Source organism: Haloarcula taiwanensis (genome assembly GCA_002844335.1).
Taxonomy (GTDB): domain Archaea; phylum Halobacteriota; class Halobacteria; order Halobacteriales; family Haloarculaceae; genus Haloarcula; species Haloarcula taiwanensis.
On sequence record CP019154.1, the window covers coordinates 954,919 to 971,811 of the forward strand.

At 64.4% G+C, this 16,893-nt stretch carries 23 protein-coding genes; 11 read left to right on the top strand and 12 right to left on the bottom strand.

Translation table 11 applies throughout. The annotated features are described in order from the left end of the window. Positions 1-8 precede the first annotated feature (8 nt). A complete protein-coding gene (locus tag BVU17_04960; protein ID AUG46901.1) occupies positions 9-935 on the bottom strand; it encodes a hypothetical protein in 927 nt (308 codons plus the stop codon). A gap of 137 nt (positions 936-1,072) precedes the next feature. Here BVU17_04960 and BVU17_04965 point away from each other — a divergent pair, with 137 nt between their 5' ends. Both BVU17_04965 and BVU17_04970 read left to right on the top strand, forming a co-directional pair. Then, entirely contained in the window at positions 1,073-2,344 is a 1,272-nt protein-coding gene (locus tag BVU17_04965; GenBank protein AUG46902.1) for a histidinol dehydrogenase, read from the top strand. 88 nt (positions 2,345-2,432) lie between these two features. After that, positions 2,433-2,807, top strand: coding sequence for an iron-sulfur cluster assembly accessory protein (locus tag BVU17_04970; GenBank protein ID AUG46903.1), 375 nt, complete (start codon positions 2,433-2,435; stop codon positions 2,805-2,807). Here BVU17_04970 and BVU17_04975 read toward each other — a convergent pair whose 3' ends face one another. From BVU17_04975 to BVU17_05005, 7 genes are all read right to left on the bottom strand, one after another. Then, a complete protein-coding gene (locus tag BVU17_04975; protein ID AUG46904.1) occupies positions 2,808-3,008 on the bottom strand; it encodes a dodecin in 201 nt (66 codons plus the stop codon). It lies immediately after the preceding gene. 47 nt (positions 3,009-3,055) lie between these two features. Further along, a complete protein-coding gene (locus BVU17_04980; GenBank protein ID AUG46905.1) occupies positions 3,056-3,715 on the bottom strand; it encodes a hypothetical protein in 660 nt (219 codons plus the stop codon). Continuing rightward, positions 3,712-4,332, bottom strand: a complete 621-nt coding sequence (locus BVU17_04985) for a hypothetical protein (protein AUG46906.1) — start codon at positions 4,330-4,332, stop codon at positions 3,712-3,714. Before BVU17_04985 ends, BVU17_04980 begins: the two co-directional genes overlap by 4 nt. A 58-nt stretch (positions 4,333-4,390) precedes the next feature. Then, complete coding sequence (locus tag BVU17_04990) at positions 4,391-5,305, bottom strand: metal-dependent hydrolase (protein ID AUG46907.1); 915 nt, start codon at positions 5,303-5,305, stop codon at positions 4,391-4,393. 67 nt (positions 5,306-5,372) lie between these two features. Further along, on the bottom strand, positions 5,373-5,906 hold the full coding sequence (locus tag BVU17_04995; GenBank protein ID AUG46908.1) for a hypothetical protein: 534 nt from the start codon (positions 5,904-5,906) through the stop codon (positions 5,373-5,375). A gap of 24 nt (positions 5,907-5,930) precedes the next feature. Next, positions 5,931-6,263, bottom strand: coding sequence for a hypothetical protein (locus tag BVU17_05000; GenBank protein ID AUG46909.1), 333 nt, complete (start codon positions 6,261-6,263; stop codon positions 5,931-5,933). Between the two features lie 188 nt (positions 6,264-6,451). Next, a complete protein-coding gene (locus BVU17_05005) occupies positions 6,452-6,691 on the bottom strand; it encodes a GNAT family acetyltransferase (protein AUG46910.1) in 240 nt (79 codons plus the stop codon). Between the two features lie 72 nt (positions 6,692-6,763). Between BVU17_05005 and BVU17_05010 the strand changes: the two genes are divergently transcribed. Next, positions 6,764-8,122, top strand: a complete 1,359-nt coding sequence (locus BVU17_05010; protein AUG46911.1) for a bifunctional metallophosphatase/5'-nucleotidase — start codon at positions 6,764-6,766, stop codon at positions 8,120-8,122. 32 nt (positions 8,123-8,154) lie between these two features. Continuing rightward, positions 8,155-8,601, top strand: a complete 447-nt coding sequence (locus tag BVU17_05015; protein AUG46912.1) for a universal stress protein UspA — start codon at positions 8,155-8,157, stop codon at positions 8,599-8,601. Here the strand turns inward: BVU17_05015 and BVU17_05020 are convergent. Beyond that, a complete protein-coding gene (locus BVU17_05020) occupies positions 8,571-9,632 on the bottom strand; it encodes a mechanosensitive ion channel protein MscS (GenBank protein ID AUG46913.1) in 1,062 nt (353 codons plus the stop codon). The two genes, BVU17_05015 and BVU17_05020, sit on opposite strands and share 31 nt — an antisense overlap. 77 nt (positions 9,633-9,709) lie before the next feature. Between BVU17_05020 and BVU17_05025 the strand changes: the two genes are divergently transcribed. Together BVU17_05025 and BVU17_05030 are read left to right on the top strand one after the other, a co-directional pair. Then, positions 9,710-10,444 (top strand): hypothetical protein, encoded by a 735-nt coding sequence (locus BVU17_05025; protein ID AUG46914.1) that lies wholly within the window; start codon positions 9,710-9,712, stop codon positions 10,442-10,444. Positions 10,445-10,569: 125 nt separating this feature from the next. Then, positions 10,570-10,764, top strand: coding sequence for a hypothetical protein (locus tag BVU17_05030; protein ID AUG46915.1), 195 nt, complete (start codon positions 10,570-10,572; stop codon positions 10,762-10,764). Positions 10,765-10,773: 9 nt separating this feature from the next. Here BVU17_05030 and BVU17_05035 read toward each other — a convergent pair whose 3' ends face one another. After that, positions 10,774-10,995: a hypothetical protein gene (locus tag BVU17_05035; protein AUG46916.1), complete on the bottom strand. Its 222-nt coding sequence runs from the start codon at positions 10,993-10,995 to the stop codon at positions 10,774-10,776. Between the two features lie 99 nt (positions 10,996-11,094). After that, positions 11,095-11,946 carry an initiation factor 2B gene (locus BVU17_05040; GenBank protein AUG46917.1) on the bottom strand — a complete coding sequence of 284 codons (852 nt, stop codon included), beginning with the start codon at positions 11,944-11,946 and terminating at the stop codon, positions 11,095-11,097. Between the two features lie 90 nt (positions 11,947-12,036). Here BVU17_05040 and BVU17_05045 point away from each other — a divergent pair, with 90 nt between their 5' ends. After that, positions 12,037-12,468 (top strand): type IV pilin, encoded by a 432-nt coding sequence (locus tag BVU17_05045; protein AUG46918.1) that lies wholly within the window; start codon positions 12,037-12,039, stop codon positions 12,466-12,468. A gap of 23 nt (positions 12,469-12,491) precedes the next feature. Here the strand turns inward: BVU17_05045 and BVU17_05050 are convergent, their stop codons facing one another. Continuing rightward, the gene (locus BVU17_05050; protein AUG46919.1) at positions 12,492-13,586 is read right to left on the bottom strand and encodes a DoxX family protein; all 1,095 of its coding nucleotides are present in this window, start codon (positions 13,584-13,586) and stop codon (positions 12,492-12,494) included. Between the two features lie 120 nt (positions 13,587-13,706). Between BVU17_05050 and BVU17_05055 the strand changes: the two genes are divergently transcribed. The 4 genes from BVU17_05055 to BVU17_05070 all read left to right on the top strand — a co-directional run bounded on the left by BVU17_05055 (position 13,707) and on the right by BVU17_05070 (position 16,875). Then, positions 13,707-14,186 (top strand): GNAT family N-acetyltransferase, encoded by a 480-nt coding sequence (locus tag BVU17_05055; protein ID AUG46920.1) that lies wholly within the window; start codon positions 13,707-13,709, stop codon positions 14,184-14,186. Between the two features lie 39 nt (positions 14,187-14,225). Then, complete coding sequence (locus BVU17_05060) at positions 14,226-15,404, top strand: DNA primase (GenBank protein ID AUG46921.1); 1,179 nt, start codon at positions 14,226-14,228, stop codon at positions 15,402-15,404. After that, a complete protein-coding gene (locus BVU17_05065) occupies positions 15,401-16,345 on the top strand; it encodes a hypothetical protein (GenBank protein AUG46922.1) in 945 nt (314 codons plus the stop codon). Before BVU17_05060 ends, BVU17_05065 begins: the two co-directional genes overlap by 4 nt. 101 nt (positions 16,346-16,446) lie before the next feature. Further along, positions 16,447-16,875, top strand: a complete 429-nt coding sequence (locus tag BVU17_05070) for a hypothetical protein (GenBank protein AUG46923.1) — start codon at positions 16,447-16,449, stop codon at positions 16,873-16,875. Positions 16,876-16,893: the final 18 nt, after the last annotated feature.

The following is a 16,893-nucleotide window of genomic DNA, read 5'->3' on the forward strand; positions in this document are numbered from 1 at the left end:
GCCCGCACTCACTCCGGCAGCAGGTCCCGCAGCGTCGCCCGAACCCCCTCGCTCCCGGGGCTCTGTGGCACTTGTCCGAGTACGTCCCGGCCGAGTCGTTCCGTCGCCGCACCGACCGAGAGTTCCTCAAGGAGCGCCCCGTACTTCAGCGCCAGCCGCGGCGACACGTCGAACAGCAGGTCGCGCTTCCCGATGAGCGAGTGGGTTATCGACAGGATTTCGACGGCGTTGTCGACGTACTGCTGTCTGGCGTCGTCGCTACCGCGTTCAGCCAGCGCAGCCAGCAGGAACTGCTCAAGTTCGGCCTCGCGGTCGTGGAGCGCTGGCGGGTCCGGAAGCACAGTCGTTCCGTCGGGTCGTTCCGGGAGCATACTCCAGCGAGGCGCATATGAGAGGACCGCGCCGGTGGTGGGCGTCGTCGCGGCGGGCAGCGGCACGGATAGCCGCTTCGAGGGGTTGGTGTCAGTGAAGACGACGTGGAGGTTCGCCGGGTCGCCGCGAACCGGCTCGTCCCAGCTGTCAGGGGTATGCGTGTAGTCACGGCGGAGCGCCTCCCGAAGCGTGCGTACAATCCGCCCGCCCTCGCCCTGCAGTTCCAGGTGGAGCACGACGGGGCCGCGCCCGCTCTCGTCGACGACGGACCACAGGGCCGGAAGCGCGTCCGCGGCCCCGGCCGAGAGTTCGTAGCAGGGTGCGCCCGCCTCCGCGGCCAGCAGGCGGGCGAGCGTACTGCCGCGCCAGCCGGTCAAGTCGGCCACGTAGAACCACGGGAGGGCGTGTATCGGGCCGACGGCGGCGTCCCCGGCCGCCGCGTCGATGGTCGCCGGCACCGTGTCGAGATAGCTGTCGAGAGCGTCCAGTTCGGGCGCGAAGTAGTCGGTCGCCGCCGCTGGCAGGTCGGTCGTCCGGCGACGATGGTCGTCGGCTGAAGCCATACCGCCCGTAGGCCCGAGTGTCGGAAAACGGTGACGAGAGGTCGACGGGACGCGGCGCGTCTCCCCCACGCCGCGCTCGCGGCCGCCCCCGGCCGACGAAGGGAAACCCGTTTTTTGCCCCGTCCCGAACCAGGCGTATGAACGTACGGCCGATAGCCGACTTAGGTCCCGACGAACGGGCCGCTTTCTTCGACCGCGACGCCGGTGTCGACGCCGTTAGAGACGATGTCAGGGATATTGTCTCGCAGGTCCACGAGGAGGGTGACGTGGCGTTGCGGCGCTTCGCCGAGGAGTTCGACGATGTCTCGGTGGGCAATATCGACGTCACGGACGCCGCCGAGCGAGCCTACGAGGAGGTCGACGACGACGTGCGCGCGGCCATCGAGGACGCCGCGGCGAACATCCGCGCGTTCCACGAGCGACAGGTCCCCGAAGACTGGCGCGACGACTTCGACGGACGGGAACTCGGCCGTCGGTACCGGCCGCTCGATAGCGCTGGTGTGTATGCGCCCGGCGGCACAGCGGCCTACCCTTCGAGCGTGCTGATGGGTGTCATCCCGGCGAAAGTCGCCGGCGTCGAGCACGTCGCCGTCGCCACCCCGCCGGCCGAGGAGGTCAATCCCGTCACGCTGGCGGCTATCCACGTCGCCGGAGCCGACGCCGTCTATCAGGTCGGCGGCGCACAGGCCATCGCGGCGCTCGCCTACGGGACTGAAACCGTCAGCGCGACCGACATTGTCGTTGGCCCCGGCAACCGCTGGGTCACGGCGGCGAAGGCCGAGGTCCGTGGCGACGTTGCCATCGACTTCCTTGCCGGCCCCTCCGAGGTTATGGTCGTCGCCGACGGCGACGCGGACCCGGAACTGGTCGCAGCGGACCTCGTCGCACAGGCCGAACACGACGAGAACGCCTCCGTCGTCGCCGTCACCGACGACGAGACCCTCGCCGAGCAAGTCGTCGAGGCCGTTGACGAGCAGGCCGACGGCCGGGAGCGCGAGGCGGTCATCCGCGCCGCGCTGGACAACGACGCGTCCGGCGTCCTCCTCGCTCGCTCGATGAGCGAGGCTGTCCTCTTCGCCGAGGAGTACGCCGCCGAGCACCTCTCGATTCAGGCCGCCGACGACGAATCGCTCCTCGAACGGATTCCCTCCGCCGGGTCCGTGTTCCTCGGCCCGTACAGCCCTGTTGCGGCCGGCGATTACGCGACCGGGACGAACCACGTCCTGCCGACCGGCGGCAGCGCACGAGTCTCCGGCGGCCTCTCCGTGGACACGTTCGTCCGGTCGACGACGGTCCAGCGACTCTCGAAGGACTCGCTGGACGATATTTCGGACACGATTACAACCCTCGCCGAAGCCGAAGGGCTGGAAGCCCACGCCCAGAGCGTCCGCAAACGGTTCGAGGAGTAACGCGGTTCCCGGTGCCGTCCGTCTCTGACGCTTGCCACAGTGTTCCACCGGCGTCACTGTTAACACGTTCGGGCGTGGATACTTGTGTATGAGCAGCACAGCGGACGACGGCGACCCGAACCTCGGGGGCGAGGACGTAGCCGTCACCGAGCAGGCAGCGGGAGAGGCACTGGACCTTCTCGAAAGCGAAGGCATGGACGTCGAGGAGTCCGGGCTCCGCCTGTACGTCCAACAGGGCGGTTGCGCCGGCCTCTCATACGGGATGCGGTTCGAACACGAACCGGAAGACGACGACGAAGTGTTCGAGCGCAACGGGCTTCGCGTGTTCGTCGACGACGCCAGTATCGACTACATCGAAGGGTCAGTACTCGACTATGAGGGCGGCCTGCAAGGGGCCGGGTTCCACGTCCAGAACCCGAACGTGGTCAGCGAATGCGGCTGTGGCGAGTCCTTCCGGACGTAGCTACTCTTCGAGTTCGAACGCTACGACGACCTCGGCCTGATACTCGCGACCTTCGACGCTGGCGATTTCGACGCCGAGTTCTTCCACTTCGACCCATTTGAGATTGTCCAGTGTCGCCTCCGCGCGCTCGATGGCGTCGTCGGCGGCTTTATCGAAGCTTTCCGAACTGGTTCCGATGAGTGTGATCTTTTTGAAAACCATCTGCGTGACATTTGTTCACACACCGATGTGATAAAAGTACGGACAGGTCACTGCGACTGGCGGTTCAACAGTGCCTCGACGTGACCGACAGCGTCGGTGAGATGTGCGGTCCCCCAGATAGCCACAATAATGGCGCCGATACCATCGAAAACGAGATCGAGCATCGTGTCGCTGAGCCCGAACTGTGTCAGAATCGTGTCGTTCCCGGTCGCCGACGCGGCGAGGCTGATCGAGAACTCGATAACCTCCCAGAAGACGCCGAATGCCATCACGAACAGGAGGAGGAACACGAACATGAACCGCGGGGGAATCGAGATCTCATCGGTGTGTTCGTCGAGCGCGCGAACCGTCGTGTACCCGACCGCGGCGACGACCGACGACGAGAGAGCGTGGGTGAAGTGGTCCCACCACCAGATGGTGACATAGAAGTTCTCCTCGGCCCCCGGGAGACCAACGGTTCCGAGTGCATGGAAGAACGCCGCTGAGGTGATCCACAGAGTCAATGCTGGGTCGAGCGCGATGCCGTAGTCCCGTTCCAGCAGCGCCGGGAGTTGCGTGACGAGGATGGCGACGCCCGAATTGACGATGATACCGACGTTGCCTCGCTCGATCCCAACCGCAAGCAGGCCGATGAGTGCGAGTGACAGGGCTCGCGAAAGCCGTTGCTGTGTCGCTGTGCTGATGCTGAAGCGGTCACGGACCCTCATACGTCCGACTGGACCTCCTCGGGGACGCGGCTGATCCCGGCCTGCCGGCGGACGTAGTACGCGAAAACCACGCCGGCACCGATGCCGGCGATAGTCGACGCGACGAACTCCCACATCACCGCTTCCTCGATGACGTGTTCGGACACCGTCGGATCGAGGATGAAGGTGGTCCCGAGAAACTGGTCGGCTACCCAGCGGACGACGGCCCAGACGCCGGCGGTAGCCATCGTGGTTATGGCGACGAAGACGACGGCGAACCGGGGCGTCATCCGGACGGGCGTAAAGAGCTGGAGTTCGACGGCGAGGATGAGCGCGATGGCGGCAACCGAGAGGTAGGTCGCGAGATTGCCGGTCATCGAGAGCGTTGCAAACAGACGGCCAACGACGGGCGACGCCGCAAGCAAGAGGATTTCCCAGGGGAGCATGGCGTCCCGGTTGCGCAATAGAACCGGCGGAAACAGCGCCAGCGCCGCAACGGCCGCCGCGAATCCGGCCCACAACAGGTCGGCCTGAACGGCACTTGTCACCGAAACGGCCGCCAGCATAGCGACGATGCACCACGCCGCGAGGGCGTTGACGCGCCTGTCCCGGAGCAACCGCGCCACGTCTCGGCTCATATTGTCTGGTGAGCCCGGACTGGAAAAACCCTATCGACCGATATCGGCGGGGACTGTTTCAGACAGCCCCATATGCCATGGCGTACGCGAGTGCGGCGATGGTCACCGCTGCCAGCCCCGTCACGACTGTCTCCAGCCAGTCGACACCGTCACTGAAGGGCCGAGTCGGTGCACCGACGACGCCCAGCGCGAGGACGCTGAACACGAAGTGTGCCGACTTTTCGAGCGTCGGTGCGGGCAAGAACAGGACAGCTGCCCCGTAGCCAATTCCCAGCGCTGCCCGGGGACGGACGAGTTCGGTCAGCACGTATCCGCGGAGGTGGGCGTACGTCCACACGGCGAGCCACACCGTCGCGAGTTCGATGGCGAACGCCGCCAGGAGGTGCGTCGTCGGGTCGGGGTGGAGTATCACCCGCTCGGCGACGAGGCTCACGTCGAAGGGGTAGAAGAACGGGGGCGGGCCGCCAGTAAAGAGGTCACCGAACGGGTGGGTAAGCAGTCCCAGTAGGGCCAGCCCGGCCACCGTCCGGGAACTGATGTCGCGTGACTGTGCGACTGTGGCGACACCAAGCACGGCTACGATGAATACGAGCGTCACGAGTCCTGCGACGGGACCGCTAAGTGTGCCCGTGAGAACAGTCAGTGCGACGCCGATGGCCAGCACGAGGGCTCGGCCAGTCCGAGAGTTACTTGCCCAGAGGCCGGCCGCGGCGGCGAGTACGACCCCCAGCACGAGCGAGTGTGTCGGCCCGCGGTGGACGACGTTCGCTGTCTCCCAGAAGCCGTCCGCTGTCAGGTTCTCGGCAGCCCCGACGAGGAGTCCGAAGGGGGCGTAGACGATGTCAACGTCGGGAGTTGCGGCGAACAGGCCGGCCACGACGCCCAACTGGACCGCTCGCTCGCGCGAGAGTCCAAGCCACCACGCGGCGAGGGCTCCGAGGGCGAACGCAAACAGCGCATGCCCGACGAACATACACCGAATATGATGGCGAGAGGCTTAAACACCTCGTGTGAACGGGTAGCGCGGGACTCGCCCTCGTTCAGGACTCGGCGCTGACTTTCGTCCAGCGTTCTTCGATGGCCGCGTTAGCTCTGACGACGGTGTCACCGTCGACACGGAACCGCGTCTTCCGGAGTTCGATGGCGGCCACCTCGCCGGTGGTGTCGCCGGCTTTGACCGTGTCACCGGGGTTGAAGTCGGGGTCGCGGAGGAGATAGACGCCCGCGACGGCGTCCTTTATCATCTCCGAGAGCGCGTACGAGACGCCAAGTGCGAGGAATCCGGTCGCCGTTCCGAGAGATGCGGCGATGGCGGTCAGGCCGACGATAGAGAGGAACGAGAGCGCCACGCCGAACCACAGAAACACGAGTACGATCACCGACAGAAACTGTCGGTACACGGGTGATTCGCCGGGCAGCGACCGCTTCAGAACGGCCTGGACGACGAACATGATTGCCTTGATGCCGACTGCAGCGATGGCGAGAAAGACGAACGCGGTTATAAGCCGCGGGAGTGCGTCGACGACGTTCGTGACTAGCTGTTCGAGTGCTCGATTGATGACACCGACTTGCACGCCGGATGGTGAACGGAGAGACTCCTAAGTGTTGGCGTCAGCCGACATGGCTGTGTCGTCGGGGTGACGAACCACCTCGTAGTCGCCATCTTCGGTGATTTCAATGACGGCCCAGTCATATGATACGTCTAGCCGATTGAGACGGCGGCTGAGGTGTGTTGCCTCGCCAGTGCGTGTGACGAAACAGCGCAGATTGCCGCTCTCTGGTATTGGGTCCTGCGAGTCGAGCACTGAGACCGTGACGACCCGCCAGTCGTGTTCCGCTCGCAGTTCGGTGCCAGTGCGCGACACGGTGTATCCGAGGTCGTCGAATATCGACCGGGCCTGCTCGTCGAGTGATGTGGTAACGGCCCCCATCTGAGAGTTAGTATCATTGGCTATCGCATAAACGTTCCCACTAGCCACCTAGCTGACAGTTCACTGGGACAGACGGCGGCTGCGCTGAGCGGGTGGATCGGTACTGGCAGGGGACCGGTTCTCTGAGCGACTGTCCGACTCACCGAGGCGGTCAGAAGGGAAAACAGTCCGGTCGCCCGGGTCCGCTGTCACTCGTGGGCGGCGTCCCACTCCTCGGCCTTGCGGAGGTTCGAGCAGTCGTTACAGCGGATGCGCCCCATCGAATCCATCGCGTTGTTGAACGTCTCGCAGTTGCTACAGAAATAGCCCCAGCGCCGCTCGCGGTCGGCGTCGCGGTAGACGACGTAAAACGCGCCTTTCGTGCCGATGTCGCCGTCGCTGCGGTCGACATACAGTGTCTCCCCGTCAGGACCGTCGAGTGCGTCCATACGTGATCATGACAGGCCAGCGGCTAAATCACTGCGGAAACCATTAGTGACTGGTTCCCCTGCACTGTGGGTGTGAGTCCCCGGCTGATTCAATACTCTGACGTGGAGAAAGCGTACGACACACCCGAGCGAATCGGTCGATTCGCGGGGACAGTGGCCGCCGCTGATGGCTCGGATGCGCTGGTGGTCGGCACCGGGGACAACACCGGTCCGGGGGTGCTGTCGCTGGTCACCGACGGCGAGCAGTCGCTCGACCTCTTTACCGCGCTGACGCCCGCGTTCGAGACGCTGGGCAACCACGATTTTGACCACGGACTCGATGCGACGCGGGCGATTATGGCACGGTCGCCACAGACGTGGCTGACTGCGAACGTCGAACAGGACGGCGAGCGGTTCGCTCGACGGGTGACCCGACCGTGGGCGAGTCGGGCCGTCGACGGAGTGCAGGTCGGTTTCGTCGGCGTCACCAGCCCGGACACGGCCTCGGCTAATCCACAGGCGACGACGCTGACGTTCACCGACCCTGTCGAGGCCGTCAGCGAAGCGGCCACAGCGCTTCGGAACGACGGGGCGGCCGTCGTCGTCGTGCTCTCACACCTGGGGCGGGCTGACGAGAAACTGGCCCGCGCTTGCGACGTAGACGTAATCCTCGGCGGGCACGTCCACGAGCGCCGTATCGACCGCGTCGCCGGGACGTTGCTCACCAGACCCGGAGCCAACGGCCAGGCCGTTGTCGAGGTGGACCTCACCGGGCCGAAACCGACTGCGCAGTTCCGCGAGGCCGCCGACGGCCCTGTCGACGCCCGACTCGCGGCAGCTATCGAGGACAGACTCTCCGCAGCTGGACTGGACGAAGTCGTTGGGCATGTCGCCGAGCCTCTCGACCGACGGCAGGCGACGACCTACGGCGGCGAGTGTCGGCTCGGCAACCTCGTCGCGGACGCGTACCGGTGGGCGACGGGCGCAGATGTGGCCCTCCAGAACAGCGGCGGTCTCCGGAACGACACGGTTCCGCTCGATGGGGCGCTGACGGTCGCCGATATGATTTCTGTCGTTCCGTTCGAGGAACCGCTGACTGTCGCCGAACTGACGGGCGCGGAGCTCCGGACGCTGTGTCGACAGGGAAGCGGACAACAGGTCGCGTTCGGCGACCAGAGCTGGTGGCACGCTCATTTCAGCGGCGTCGAACTGATCTGGAACGATGAGACACAAACCATCGAGCGACTGCGGGTCGACGGAGAGCCGGTCCGCGACGACGAGACCTACACGCTCGCGACGAGTAACTACCTCTACTACACCGAGCTGGAGTTTCCGGTCCTCACCGAGTCCCACCGGGTCAGCGTCGCCGACGTACAGTACGAAGCGCTGGCCGACTACGTCCGCGAGACGGACATCGACCCGGCGGTCGATGGGAGACTCACTCGCCGCTAGCGATTTAAACCTCGGCACGGTACGTTCGGCCGATGCCACAGGTCGTCGTCCCGGTCAGATACCCGCTCTCGGAGAACTCCCGAGCCACGCTCGCGGAGGCCATTCAGATCGCCGACGAGGAAGACGCGGACCTCACCGTCCTGCATGTAAACCTATACCAGAACAGCCACCGTGTCGACCGGACAGAACTCAAACGTGCCGTCGAGCAGTCGTTCGGCCACGTCCCGCGGACGCGGTACGTCGTCCGGTCGGGGATGCTCGTCGAAGAGACTATTCTCGACGAGGTCGCCGCACAGGACGCCGACATCGTCGTCATCGGGAGCAAACAGGCGAGTCGCTGGCGACAGATGATCCGCCGGCTGGTCGACGACCCCGATGTCGAACAGTTCCTCCGCGAGGAACTCGACTGCGAAATCGTCACCGTCGAGCCGGATGCCCAGTCTAGCCGTCACTCGTCGGCGAGGTCATCAGGGTCCTGATGGGGTGGGACGGGTGAGTCACCGGTGGCCGTACGGGTCCGGTCAATGCCGTTTATGGCATCAAACCCGTTATTGAGTGAGACGTTCATTTCACCGCTGGTGTCGTCGAAGTACAGGTGCGAGTGGGGATAGGCGATCTCGACGTCTGCATCTTCGAGCCGCTGCCAGACGTTTGTCTGGACCTTCGAACGGACAGCGAGCAGTTTGTACGGTTCGGTCACCCAGTACCGGAGTGTCAGCAACACGCCGTGGTCAGCGAAATTGTTGATATACACTGTCGGCGAGGCGGGATATCGGGCCGCACCGACGCGGATGTCCGGCCCGCCGGAGATGACGTTGTCCACTTCCCGGGCCGCCGCTTCGATAAGAGTCCGCGCGACAGCGATGTCGCTTTCGTAGGTGACCAGCACATCGAGGGACAGCCGCGTCCGTGAGTCCTCCGCGGAGTAGTTGACGACATCCCGCTGGCGGATCTCCCCGTTGGGGATGACGAGAAACGTGTTGTCGAGGGTGAACACCTTCGTGTGTCTGAGCGTGATGTCCTCGACGAACCCTTGCTGGCCAGTGTCGGCGAGTTCGATCATATCACCGATTTCGTAGGGCTGGTCGGCCAGCAGGAACACCCCAGAGATATAGCTGCCAAGGATCGGGGCGAGCACGACACCGACCACGGCCGTGAACACGGTGACCGAGAGGGCGATGTCACCCAGTTGGAGGCCGTAGATGTTCAGAATAGTCAGCAACGCGAAGACGTACACGCTGACACGGATGCCGCGCAGAACCGTCCGGGTGAGGCTCGGCCGCCGGAACTGCCGAGCGACGCGTCGACCGAGAAGACGGACGAGAAGACGGGAGACAACGATTGCCAGCCCGATGACAATCAGAGACCGCCCGATGTTCGCCACCCACACCGGAATCGAGAACGGGAGCAACCCACCGATGTCAGTCGCCACTTCTGTCGCCACTTCCGTCGCGGCTTCGGTCGGCGTCGGAGTGGGCGTCTGCAACGGCCAGACAGGGCCAAAACGCATGCCAGGGATTCAACCCCGCCACGAGAAAAGGATTCCCCTCCCGAACTACTTAGCCCTCGCACTCCGACTGACCGACTATGTCTTCCGATGACATTTCGGTGGTCCTCTCAGATGACCGGCAACCGGTCGATACGCTGGTAATCGGTGTCTCTGAGTACGGGCTGGCTGGCCTCACCGCCGTCGATTATCTCGCCGACCAAGACTCGATGCACAAGGTCGGCCACCTGCGGACGACGGAACCGCCGTTCATCACGCCCTTCGAGAACGGGACCCCGAGACACCACACGCGGCTGTACGCGGACGAGGCAGCGTCGTTTGCCGTCGTCGTGGGTGAGCGGTTCGTACCGCCGGCCCAGGCTGGAGCGCTCGCCGCGGCAATCACGACTGCTGGGAGAAAACTAGATGCTTCGAACATGACGATGCTCACCGGCGCTCCCGTCGCACACGGCCCGGAAGACCACGTTCCGTTCTACATCGCAACGCCAGCGTACCGGGACTCGTATCTCGACGACACCGACATCAGGCCGATGGGGAACGGATTTCTCGATGGACTGAGTGCGGAGCTAGTCGCGCGAGGCATTGATGAGTCGTTTCCGACCGGCGTGTTTACGACGCCGACTCACCCGCAAGCGCCCGACGCGGCCGCCGCAATCAGACTGCTCACCGCGCTGGGAGCGGCCCACGCAATCGACATCGACACCGGGCCGCTGGAAGCCTTCGCCGCGAACATCGAAGCCCACTACCAGGCGCTCGCAGAGCGGATGGAGGCGGCCGATTCCGAGCAGCTCCTAGATGACCGAATGTACATGTAAAAGGCAATATCTGGAACAAATATCCACAATTCGGGGAATTTAAACTATGGTAATTCCACATCGTGCGTGAACAATCAAACATTCTGCCGACACATTTTTCAGCCTACAGCGCATTCTTTTCCTTGATGACCTCCACCGAAATCTACACGACCAGCGCGGTCGATTCAGACCCCCCACCACAGACACGGTCCAAGACATCGCTGTTCTGTCCCGACTGTGGGCACGAGAGCGCAGTGACTGGCGACTGGACAGCCAAAGCAACCGAGAACAGTTTGGAGCTCCGGTGTCCGGACTGTGACGCCGTCGTCCAGCAGCGGTAGACTACGTACTTACCTCTCGTCATCTGTAGACGAGGAACGACTGGCGTTCTCAGCAGTCGGATTCACCCTGATGAACTCAGCAGCGAGATACACCACTGCGCCAGTGGCCAGTATGAGCAAGTAGCTCGCTTCTGAGGCACTCTGCAGGCTCACTCCAACAGTGGCAAGCGTTACAACAAGTACCGCGGTACACCGACGGATCGTCTGGCGGAGGAGGGCAGTGTCGTCCATACGTGGCTTCTTCACTGCCAGCAACAAGAATCTTCGACCTCGCTTTTCGGTACTAGAACCCGCCCTGCTGGCTCTCGAACGAACGTACAGCGCCCCGTCTCAGTACTCGTGGATCCCGTCGTCAGTGACGACCGTATCCAGCAGCTGCGTCGGCGTCGCGTCGTAGGCCGGGTTTGCGACCTCGAATCCGTCTGCGGGCTCCCGGAGTACTTCCGACGGCGACCGAATCTCGTTCTCGAAGGCGAAGGCCCCGTCGACGTATTTCGCGGCAGCCCCGACCACCGTTACCGGAACGTCGTTGTCCGCCGCCGCTGTCGCAATCGGATACGTGCCGATGCGGTTGTACAGCGTGTCGTCGACGATGCAGTCCATGCCGACGAGCACGCGGTCGACCTCTGACATGAAGTGGCCGGCGGCGCTGTCGACGATGAGCGTCACGTCGACCCCGTCCCGGTCGGAGAGGTGGCGCGTCATCTTTCGGCCGAGGAAGCGCGGTCGTGACTCCGTAACGTACACCTCGAAGCTGTGGCCGGCTTCGATAGCGTCGTCGATGGCCGCAAGGACCGTCGAGGAGAAGTCATGTGTCAACAGCACGTCGTCATCGGCAATCTCCGACACGGCGCGTGCCGCGGCGCGGTCTTTCGACGACTCTACAGAGTCGATAACGTCGTCGATAGCCTCGTTCGTCAGTTCCTTGGCGGCCGCCACGTCGTCGGGCTCCGCATCTGAGACGGTGTTCACGATCCGGTGCTGGGTCGTATGGAGGGAGGCATGCGAGGGGTTCGCTCGTCGGAGGGCGCTGCTGTTCCGGTCGAGCGAGCGGAGGTAATCCTCGACCGTCGGGTACTCCCTGTCAGTCAGGTCCCGGAGTGCCTGGGCAGCTTTGACTGCGACCACGGAGGAACTGTGGGTCTGCATCTCCGAGATCTCCTCGACAGTCTCGTCTATCATACCGGTGGCTGTGAGTTGGACCGATATGTGTCTTCCCCTCGCCGTCGAACAGCATTTAACGCCGTCTCACATTAGGGGTGATAGACGCCTATGGGACGGCTCAGCACTGACACGGTCGGGATGACAGAGGGCATCGGCGTCGCCGTACTCGTCGGGATGACGCTACTCGTGACGGCGATTGTCGGGCTGAACGTCCTCGTCATCGAGGACGATGACGGCGGCGGCCCGCAGGCGAACTTCAGCTACGACTACGTCGAGGACAACGAACTGCTCATCGTCACACACGAACGCGGCGACGAGTTCGAAGCCGGGAACGTCGAATTCGAAGGGCCGAGCCAGACAGTCACCTGGGCCCAAGTGGCGAGCCGCGAGCCCGACGCGATGATCGGCCCGGGCGATATCGCACAGTTGAGCAGCGGCAACGCCTATGGGCGGCGCGTTGGCGCTCGTGACACGATCACGATATACCACAACGCGAGCGGGAATCGGACTCAGTTGGACCAGTGGGACGGCGCGAACTGACCTGCGGGACTGCTGTGGCCTGCTCAGTCAGCCGACACGACGGTCTCCCGGTCGCTCTGTGCCGGTCGACCGAACCAGTCATCGAACGAGAGCGGCCCAGCACCCATCGTGAACACCGCCGAGGCCATCCCGAACAGCGTGATGTGCGCGAGTACCGGGTCGTCCGGGAGTCCGAACAGCGTCGTGGTAAACAGGACAAAGGACACGGCCGCGGCCCCGCGAGTCATGAAGCCGAGTATCAACACCAGTCCGACCAGCATCTCGGTCAGGCCGGCCCCGAGCACCCACATCCCGGGGTCGACGGGGACGACGGCAGTGAGGTCGTACTTTTCTACGACCAGAAGCGCCTGACCGGGTTCGGCGAGCTTCTGGAACAGTCCGAGATAGATGAACGTCACACCCATGCCGATCCGGACGATGACCGGGACGTACTCGCGGTACGGTGTTGTTACCGAGTCCAGAAAGCCCTTCAGATGGTGAACCGGGTCGATGCGGCCGTAATAGGTCCCGTCAGTGCTGGCGACCTGCTGGAGCATGTGGTCAGCGCTCGGGCGACCACCGCCAAGAATCAATAGCGCCAGAAACGCCGGCACGTACTCCATAGCGAGAATGACGCCGAGGTCGACGCTCAGCGCCCAGCCGTAGGTCACTAGCCCGACCGCCGTGACGATACGGGTCGCGAGTCCGAACAAGAGCGTGAAACCCAACCCGATGAACAGGATGCGGACAGCCGGGCTCGTGGCGGGGTCAAACGTCACTGTCGGGGCGAACAGATACCCCTGAAAACCGGCACCGACGAGTGGCAGTCCAACGCTGAGTCGGAGCATCCACGGGACGAGGTCCGCGTAGCCGACGAGTACGTCCCGGAGGATGACGATGTCCGCAATCGTCGGCCGGACCCGGAGATACGCTACGAGGCCGACAGTCACGGCCACGCCCGAGACGCCGAAAACCGCCGCGTTCACCGGATTAGACAGCACGGATATCGCAAACGCTACCGCGTCAAGGGCCTCGCCCGGCCCGTCCGTCACGTAGTCGACGTGTGCCGCCGCGGGTCGCGACAGGAGAGCGAGCGTGAGGACGGCGGTGCCGATAAAACTCGGTACGCGTGTGTCCATACCTGAGAATTCGTGTGCTATCCACCTAACCCTGTTCGTCCGGTTCGCGGCGCTGGGCGTTGAGATACCCCTCTCTGTAGGCGGTGGAATTATATCCACGCCTCTACTACTTATACGGCAGTGAGCGTCAATATCGAGACACAGATCGTCGAACGCGGGGACGACGAACACGTCGACGCGGCGTGGCGGCTCAAGGAGGACATCCGCGAGGCTGACGGCGTCCTCCGGCAGCGACGGGGGTTCTTTCGTGACGCCTACCGACGGTCGACCACCTATCTCTACATCGACCGCTCCAGAGACCGCCTCATCGGCTTCGCCGCAGTTCGACGCGACGGCTACATTCTCTTTCTCGCAGTCGACGACGAGTACAGGGGCCACGGCTTCGGCAAGCGACTCGTCGCTCGCGTCGCCGAGGACTACGGCAGCGTGACCTGCCACGCCCGGGCGACGAATCGGGAGGCACTCGGCTTCTACAAACACATCGGCTTCGAGATTACACGGCGCATCGACAACTACTACGAGGACGGCGGCGACGCATACTACCTCAAACTTGGAGAGGACTCGATTACGGACAAACTGTCGAAGTTCCTGCGCGGTTAAGCGAACGCTTTTCAAGGGACCTCCCCAAGCAGGTAGCCGATGGAAGAGCGGACCCGCGCGTACCTCCGTGGCCGGTTCGGCGACCACTACCGCCAGGCATCCGTAACGCCGCCGCCGGCCGCAAACGAACGCGAATGGGGGTTCATCCCGTGGACTGAGGGCCCCGGCGAGACGATGGTCCGCCATCGCTCGCTGCTGGACCTCGGCGAAATTGAGGACTTCCTCGGCCGGCGGAAGCCCCGCCACGTCTACTTCTCCGCGGGCCGCTACGACGAACCGAGCGCCTCCACCATGTCCGAGAAGGGCTGGCGCTCCTCGGACCTCGTGTTCGACCTCGACGCCGACCACCTGCCCAGCGTCGTGCTGGGCGAGGACAGCTACGCCGAGATGCTCGAAAAGTGCAAGGACGCGCTGTTGCGGCTGCTCGACTTCCTGGAGGACGACTTCGGCTTCGAGGACCTGACGGTCGTCTTCTCCGGCGGTCGCGGCTACCACGTCCACGTCCGCGACGAGCGCATCCGCCACCTCGAACGGGACGCGCGCCGGGAAATCGTCGACTACGTCCGCGGCATCGGGCTGGAGTTCGACGAACTCGTCGACGAGGAGGCCGTCGCCGGCACGGCTGGCCGGTCCAGCCCGGCCCAGAAGCGGACGCTCTCAACGGAAGGCGGCTGGAGCGCTCGCGCCCACCGCCACATGCTCGCCGTCGTCGACGACCTGCTAGCGATGGAGGAGGCCGACGCGCTGGACCGACTGCAGGAGTACGACGGCATCGGCGAGGGGAAGGCGACGGCGGCGCTGAACGCCGCCCGGTCGAACTACGAGCAACTGGAGGCCGGCAACATCGACGTGCATCCGGCGTTCTACCAGTTGGCGAAGATTCTGCTCCACGAGGTCGTCGCGGCGGACAACGCGCCGATAGACGAGCCGGTGACAACGGACACGAACCGACTCATCCGCCTGCCTGGCTCGCTACACGGCGGCAGCGGGCTGGAAGTCCAGCGTATCGACCGCGAGGACCTCGACGCGTTCGACCCGCTGGTCGACCCCGTCCCGGAGACGTTCCGAGGTCACGACATCACCGTCGAGGTGACCGACGGCGGGCTTGTCGAACTGGATGGCGATAGCTTTACACTGGAGGCGGGTAATCAGACTGTACCAGAGCACGTGGGCGTGTTTCTCATGGCCCGCGGGCGTGCCGAGAAGGGGAAGGAATGAACGTAGACGAGCTCCAGTCCGTCCAATCGCGCGAACGCCAGACAGATCAGCTTCAGCAGCTGCGCGAGACGTTCTACGAGGACGCCGGACAGTTCATTCAACAGCTCCGGACCGAGCGCGAGCGCGCGGCCGAGCGCGCCGAGGACCCGTTCGACTCCCCCGAGGTCAACCGCCTGACCGACGACATCAAGACCGCAGAACAGACTGTCGAGGCCGTCTACGAGCGCCGCGTCGGCAAGATAGTCAAGATGGCGTCACTGGCCGCGGCGGACATGCCGACCGAGGACGACGGCCTCACGCGGGAGGAGCGGGACCTGTTCGAAACGATGGTCGATGCTATCGAATCCAATCGGGGTCACGTCCTTGACGTGATCGCCGGCGAGGCCCCGACCGGCGCGGTCGGCGACGAGCCGAAATCCGATGAGCGACAGGCCTCCGATCCGGAGCCACACCAGACGGCGAACGAACCGGCAGCCAATGAGTCCGAGCCGGTATCGACACCGGACTCGGGCGTCGACGCGGCTGACATGATGGGCAGCGGCGGAGACCAGTCGCCGCCAGCGGCGGACTCCGACCCACCGACGCCGCCGCCCGAGCTAGACACGGACAGCAATCCCACTGCCGCCGGACAGTCCAACCCGGCGGACGTGCCGGCCGAAGACGACGTTCCGGTCCCACCGGCCGAAGCCGGCGCTGAGTCCGACCCCGAACCGGGAACGGACCCGACACAGGCCGACGGCGGCCGGCAGTCACCAGGCGGTTCTGATACGTCCGGGGCCGCCGACGTGGACCGACGAATGGTGCGCATTACGGACGACGTGGGCGAGATATTCGGCGTCGACCAGCGCGAGTACGACCTCTCGACCGACGACGTGGTGACGCTGCCAGCCGACAACGCTGACCCGCTGGTCGAACAGGACGCTGCCGAGCCGTTAGAGTAAGCCGGCCGGTGGAAGGAACTGGCCGCTGTACGAAGCGCCGCCCGACGAACTGCTTCGTGGCGGCGATGGGCTATTTATATTGAGTCGTCAAGCTGATACGTATGAACACGCACGTCCGAATCGTCGTTGCCTTGCTTCTCGGTGCACTCGTGTTCGCAGTCACAACCGTCGCAGTGACCGCCGGCTTCGAACCGGGGATAGAGTTCTCGCTGCTCATCGGGTTCCCTGTGGGCGTTTCAGCCGGTCTGACGGCGCTGTTTGCCGGCTACGTCCTGCTGTGGTACCGCGACCTGGCGGCCGCGGGTACGGTCTCCGAGCGCGCGGTTCGCCTTCGACTGGCCGCGCTGGCGACCGTCGCTGACTTATTCGTCGTTACTGCGGCCGGCGTTACCATCTACACACTCGCGGATGGCAGTACAGGTATCGGACTGCTGGTCGCGGGACTCCCGGTGACACTTCCGCTGGCTGCCGTCGTCGGGTATCTCACCGCCGGTCGCAGGCGTCGCGGACAGGGTTGGTTCCGAACGTAGTGACGCGCGCTGCCACAA

Bases quoted from the DNA above. Each gene is read 5' to 3' on its own strand.
- BVU17_04960 (AUG46901.1), bottom strand. From the start codon at position 935: ATGGCTTCAGCCGACGACCATCGTCGCCGGACGACCGACCTGCCAGCG.
- BVU17_04965 (AUG46902.1), top strand. From the start codon at position 1,073: ATGAACGTACGGCCGATAGCCGACTTAGGTCCCGACGAACGGGCCGCT.
- BVU17_04970 (AUG46903.1), top strand. From the start codon at position 2,433: ATGAGCAGCACAGCGGACGACGGCGACCCGAACCTCGGGGGCGAGGAC.
- BVU17_04975 (AUG46904.1), bottom strand. From the start codon at position 3,008: ATGGTTTTCAAAAAGATCACACTCATCGGAACCAGTTCGGAAAGCTTC.
- BVU17_04980 (AUG46905.1), bottom strand. From the start codon at position 3,715: ATGAGGGTCCGTGACCGCTTCAGCATCAGCACAGCGACACAGCAACGG.
- BVU17_04985 (AUG46906.1), bottom strand. From the start codon at position 4,332: ATGAGCCGAGACGTGGCGCGGTTGCTCCGGGACAGGCGCGTCAACGCC.
- BVU17_04990 (AUG46907.1), bottom strand. From the start codon at position 5,305: ATGTTCGTCGGGCATGCGCTGTTTGCGTTCGCCCTCGGAGCCCTCGCC.
- BVU17_05000 (AUG46909.1), bottom strand. From the start codon at position 6,263: ATGGGGGCCGTTACCACATCACTCGACGAGCAGGCCCGGTCGATATTC.
- BVU17_05005 (AUG46910.1), bottom strand. From the start codon at position 6,691: ATGGACGCACTCGACGGTCCTGACGGGGAGACACTGTATGTCGACCGC.
- BVU17_05015 (AUG46912.1), top strand. From the start codon at position 8,155: ATGCCACAGGTCGTCGTCCCGGTCAGATACCCGCTCTCGGAGAACTCC.
- BVU17_05020 (AUG46913.1), bottom strand. From the start codon at position 9,632: ATGCGTTTTGGCCCTGTCTGGCCGTTGCAGACGCCCACTCCGACGCCG.
- BVU17_05025 (AUG46914.1), top strand. From the start codon at position 9,710: ATGTCTTCCGATGACATTTCGGTGGTCCTCTCAGATGACCGGCAACCG.
- BVU17_05030 (AUG46915.1), top strand. From the start codon at position 10,570: ATGACCTCCACCGAAATCTACACGACCAGCGCGGTCGATTCAGACCCC.
- BVU17_05035 (AUG46916.1), bottom strand. From the start codon at position 10,995: ATGGACGACACTGCCCTCCTCCGCCAGACGATCCGTCGGTGTACCGCG.
- BVU17_05040 (AUG46917.1), bottom strand. From the start codon at position 11,946: ATGATAGACGAGACTGTCGAGGAGATCTCGGAGATGCAGACCCACAGT.
- BVU17_05045 (AUG46918.1), top strand. From the start codon at position 12,037: ATGGGACGGCTCAGCACTGACACGGTCGGGATGACAGAGGGCATCGGC.
- BVU17_05050 (AUG46919.1), bottom strand. From the start codon at position 13,586: ATGGACACACGCGTACCGAGTTTTATCGGCACCGCCGTCCTCACGCTC.
- BVU17_05060 (AUG46921.1), top strand. From the start codon at position 14,226: ATGGAAGAGCGGACCCGCGCGTACCTCCGTGGCCGGTTCGGCGACCAC.
- BVU17_05065 (AUG46922.1), top strand. From the start codon at position 15,401: ATGAACGTAGACGAGCTCCAGTCCGTCCAATCGCGCGAACGCCAGACA.
- BVU17_05070 (AUG46923.1), top strand. From the start codon at position 16,447: ATGAACACGCACGTCCGAATCGTCGTTGCCTTGCTTCTCGGTGCACTC.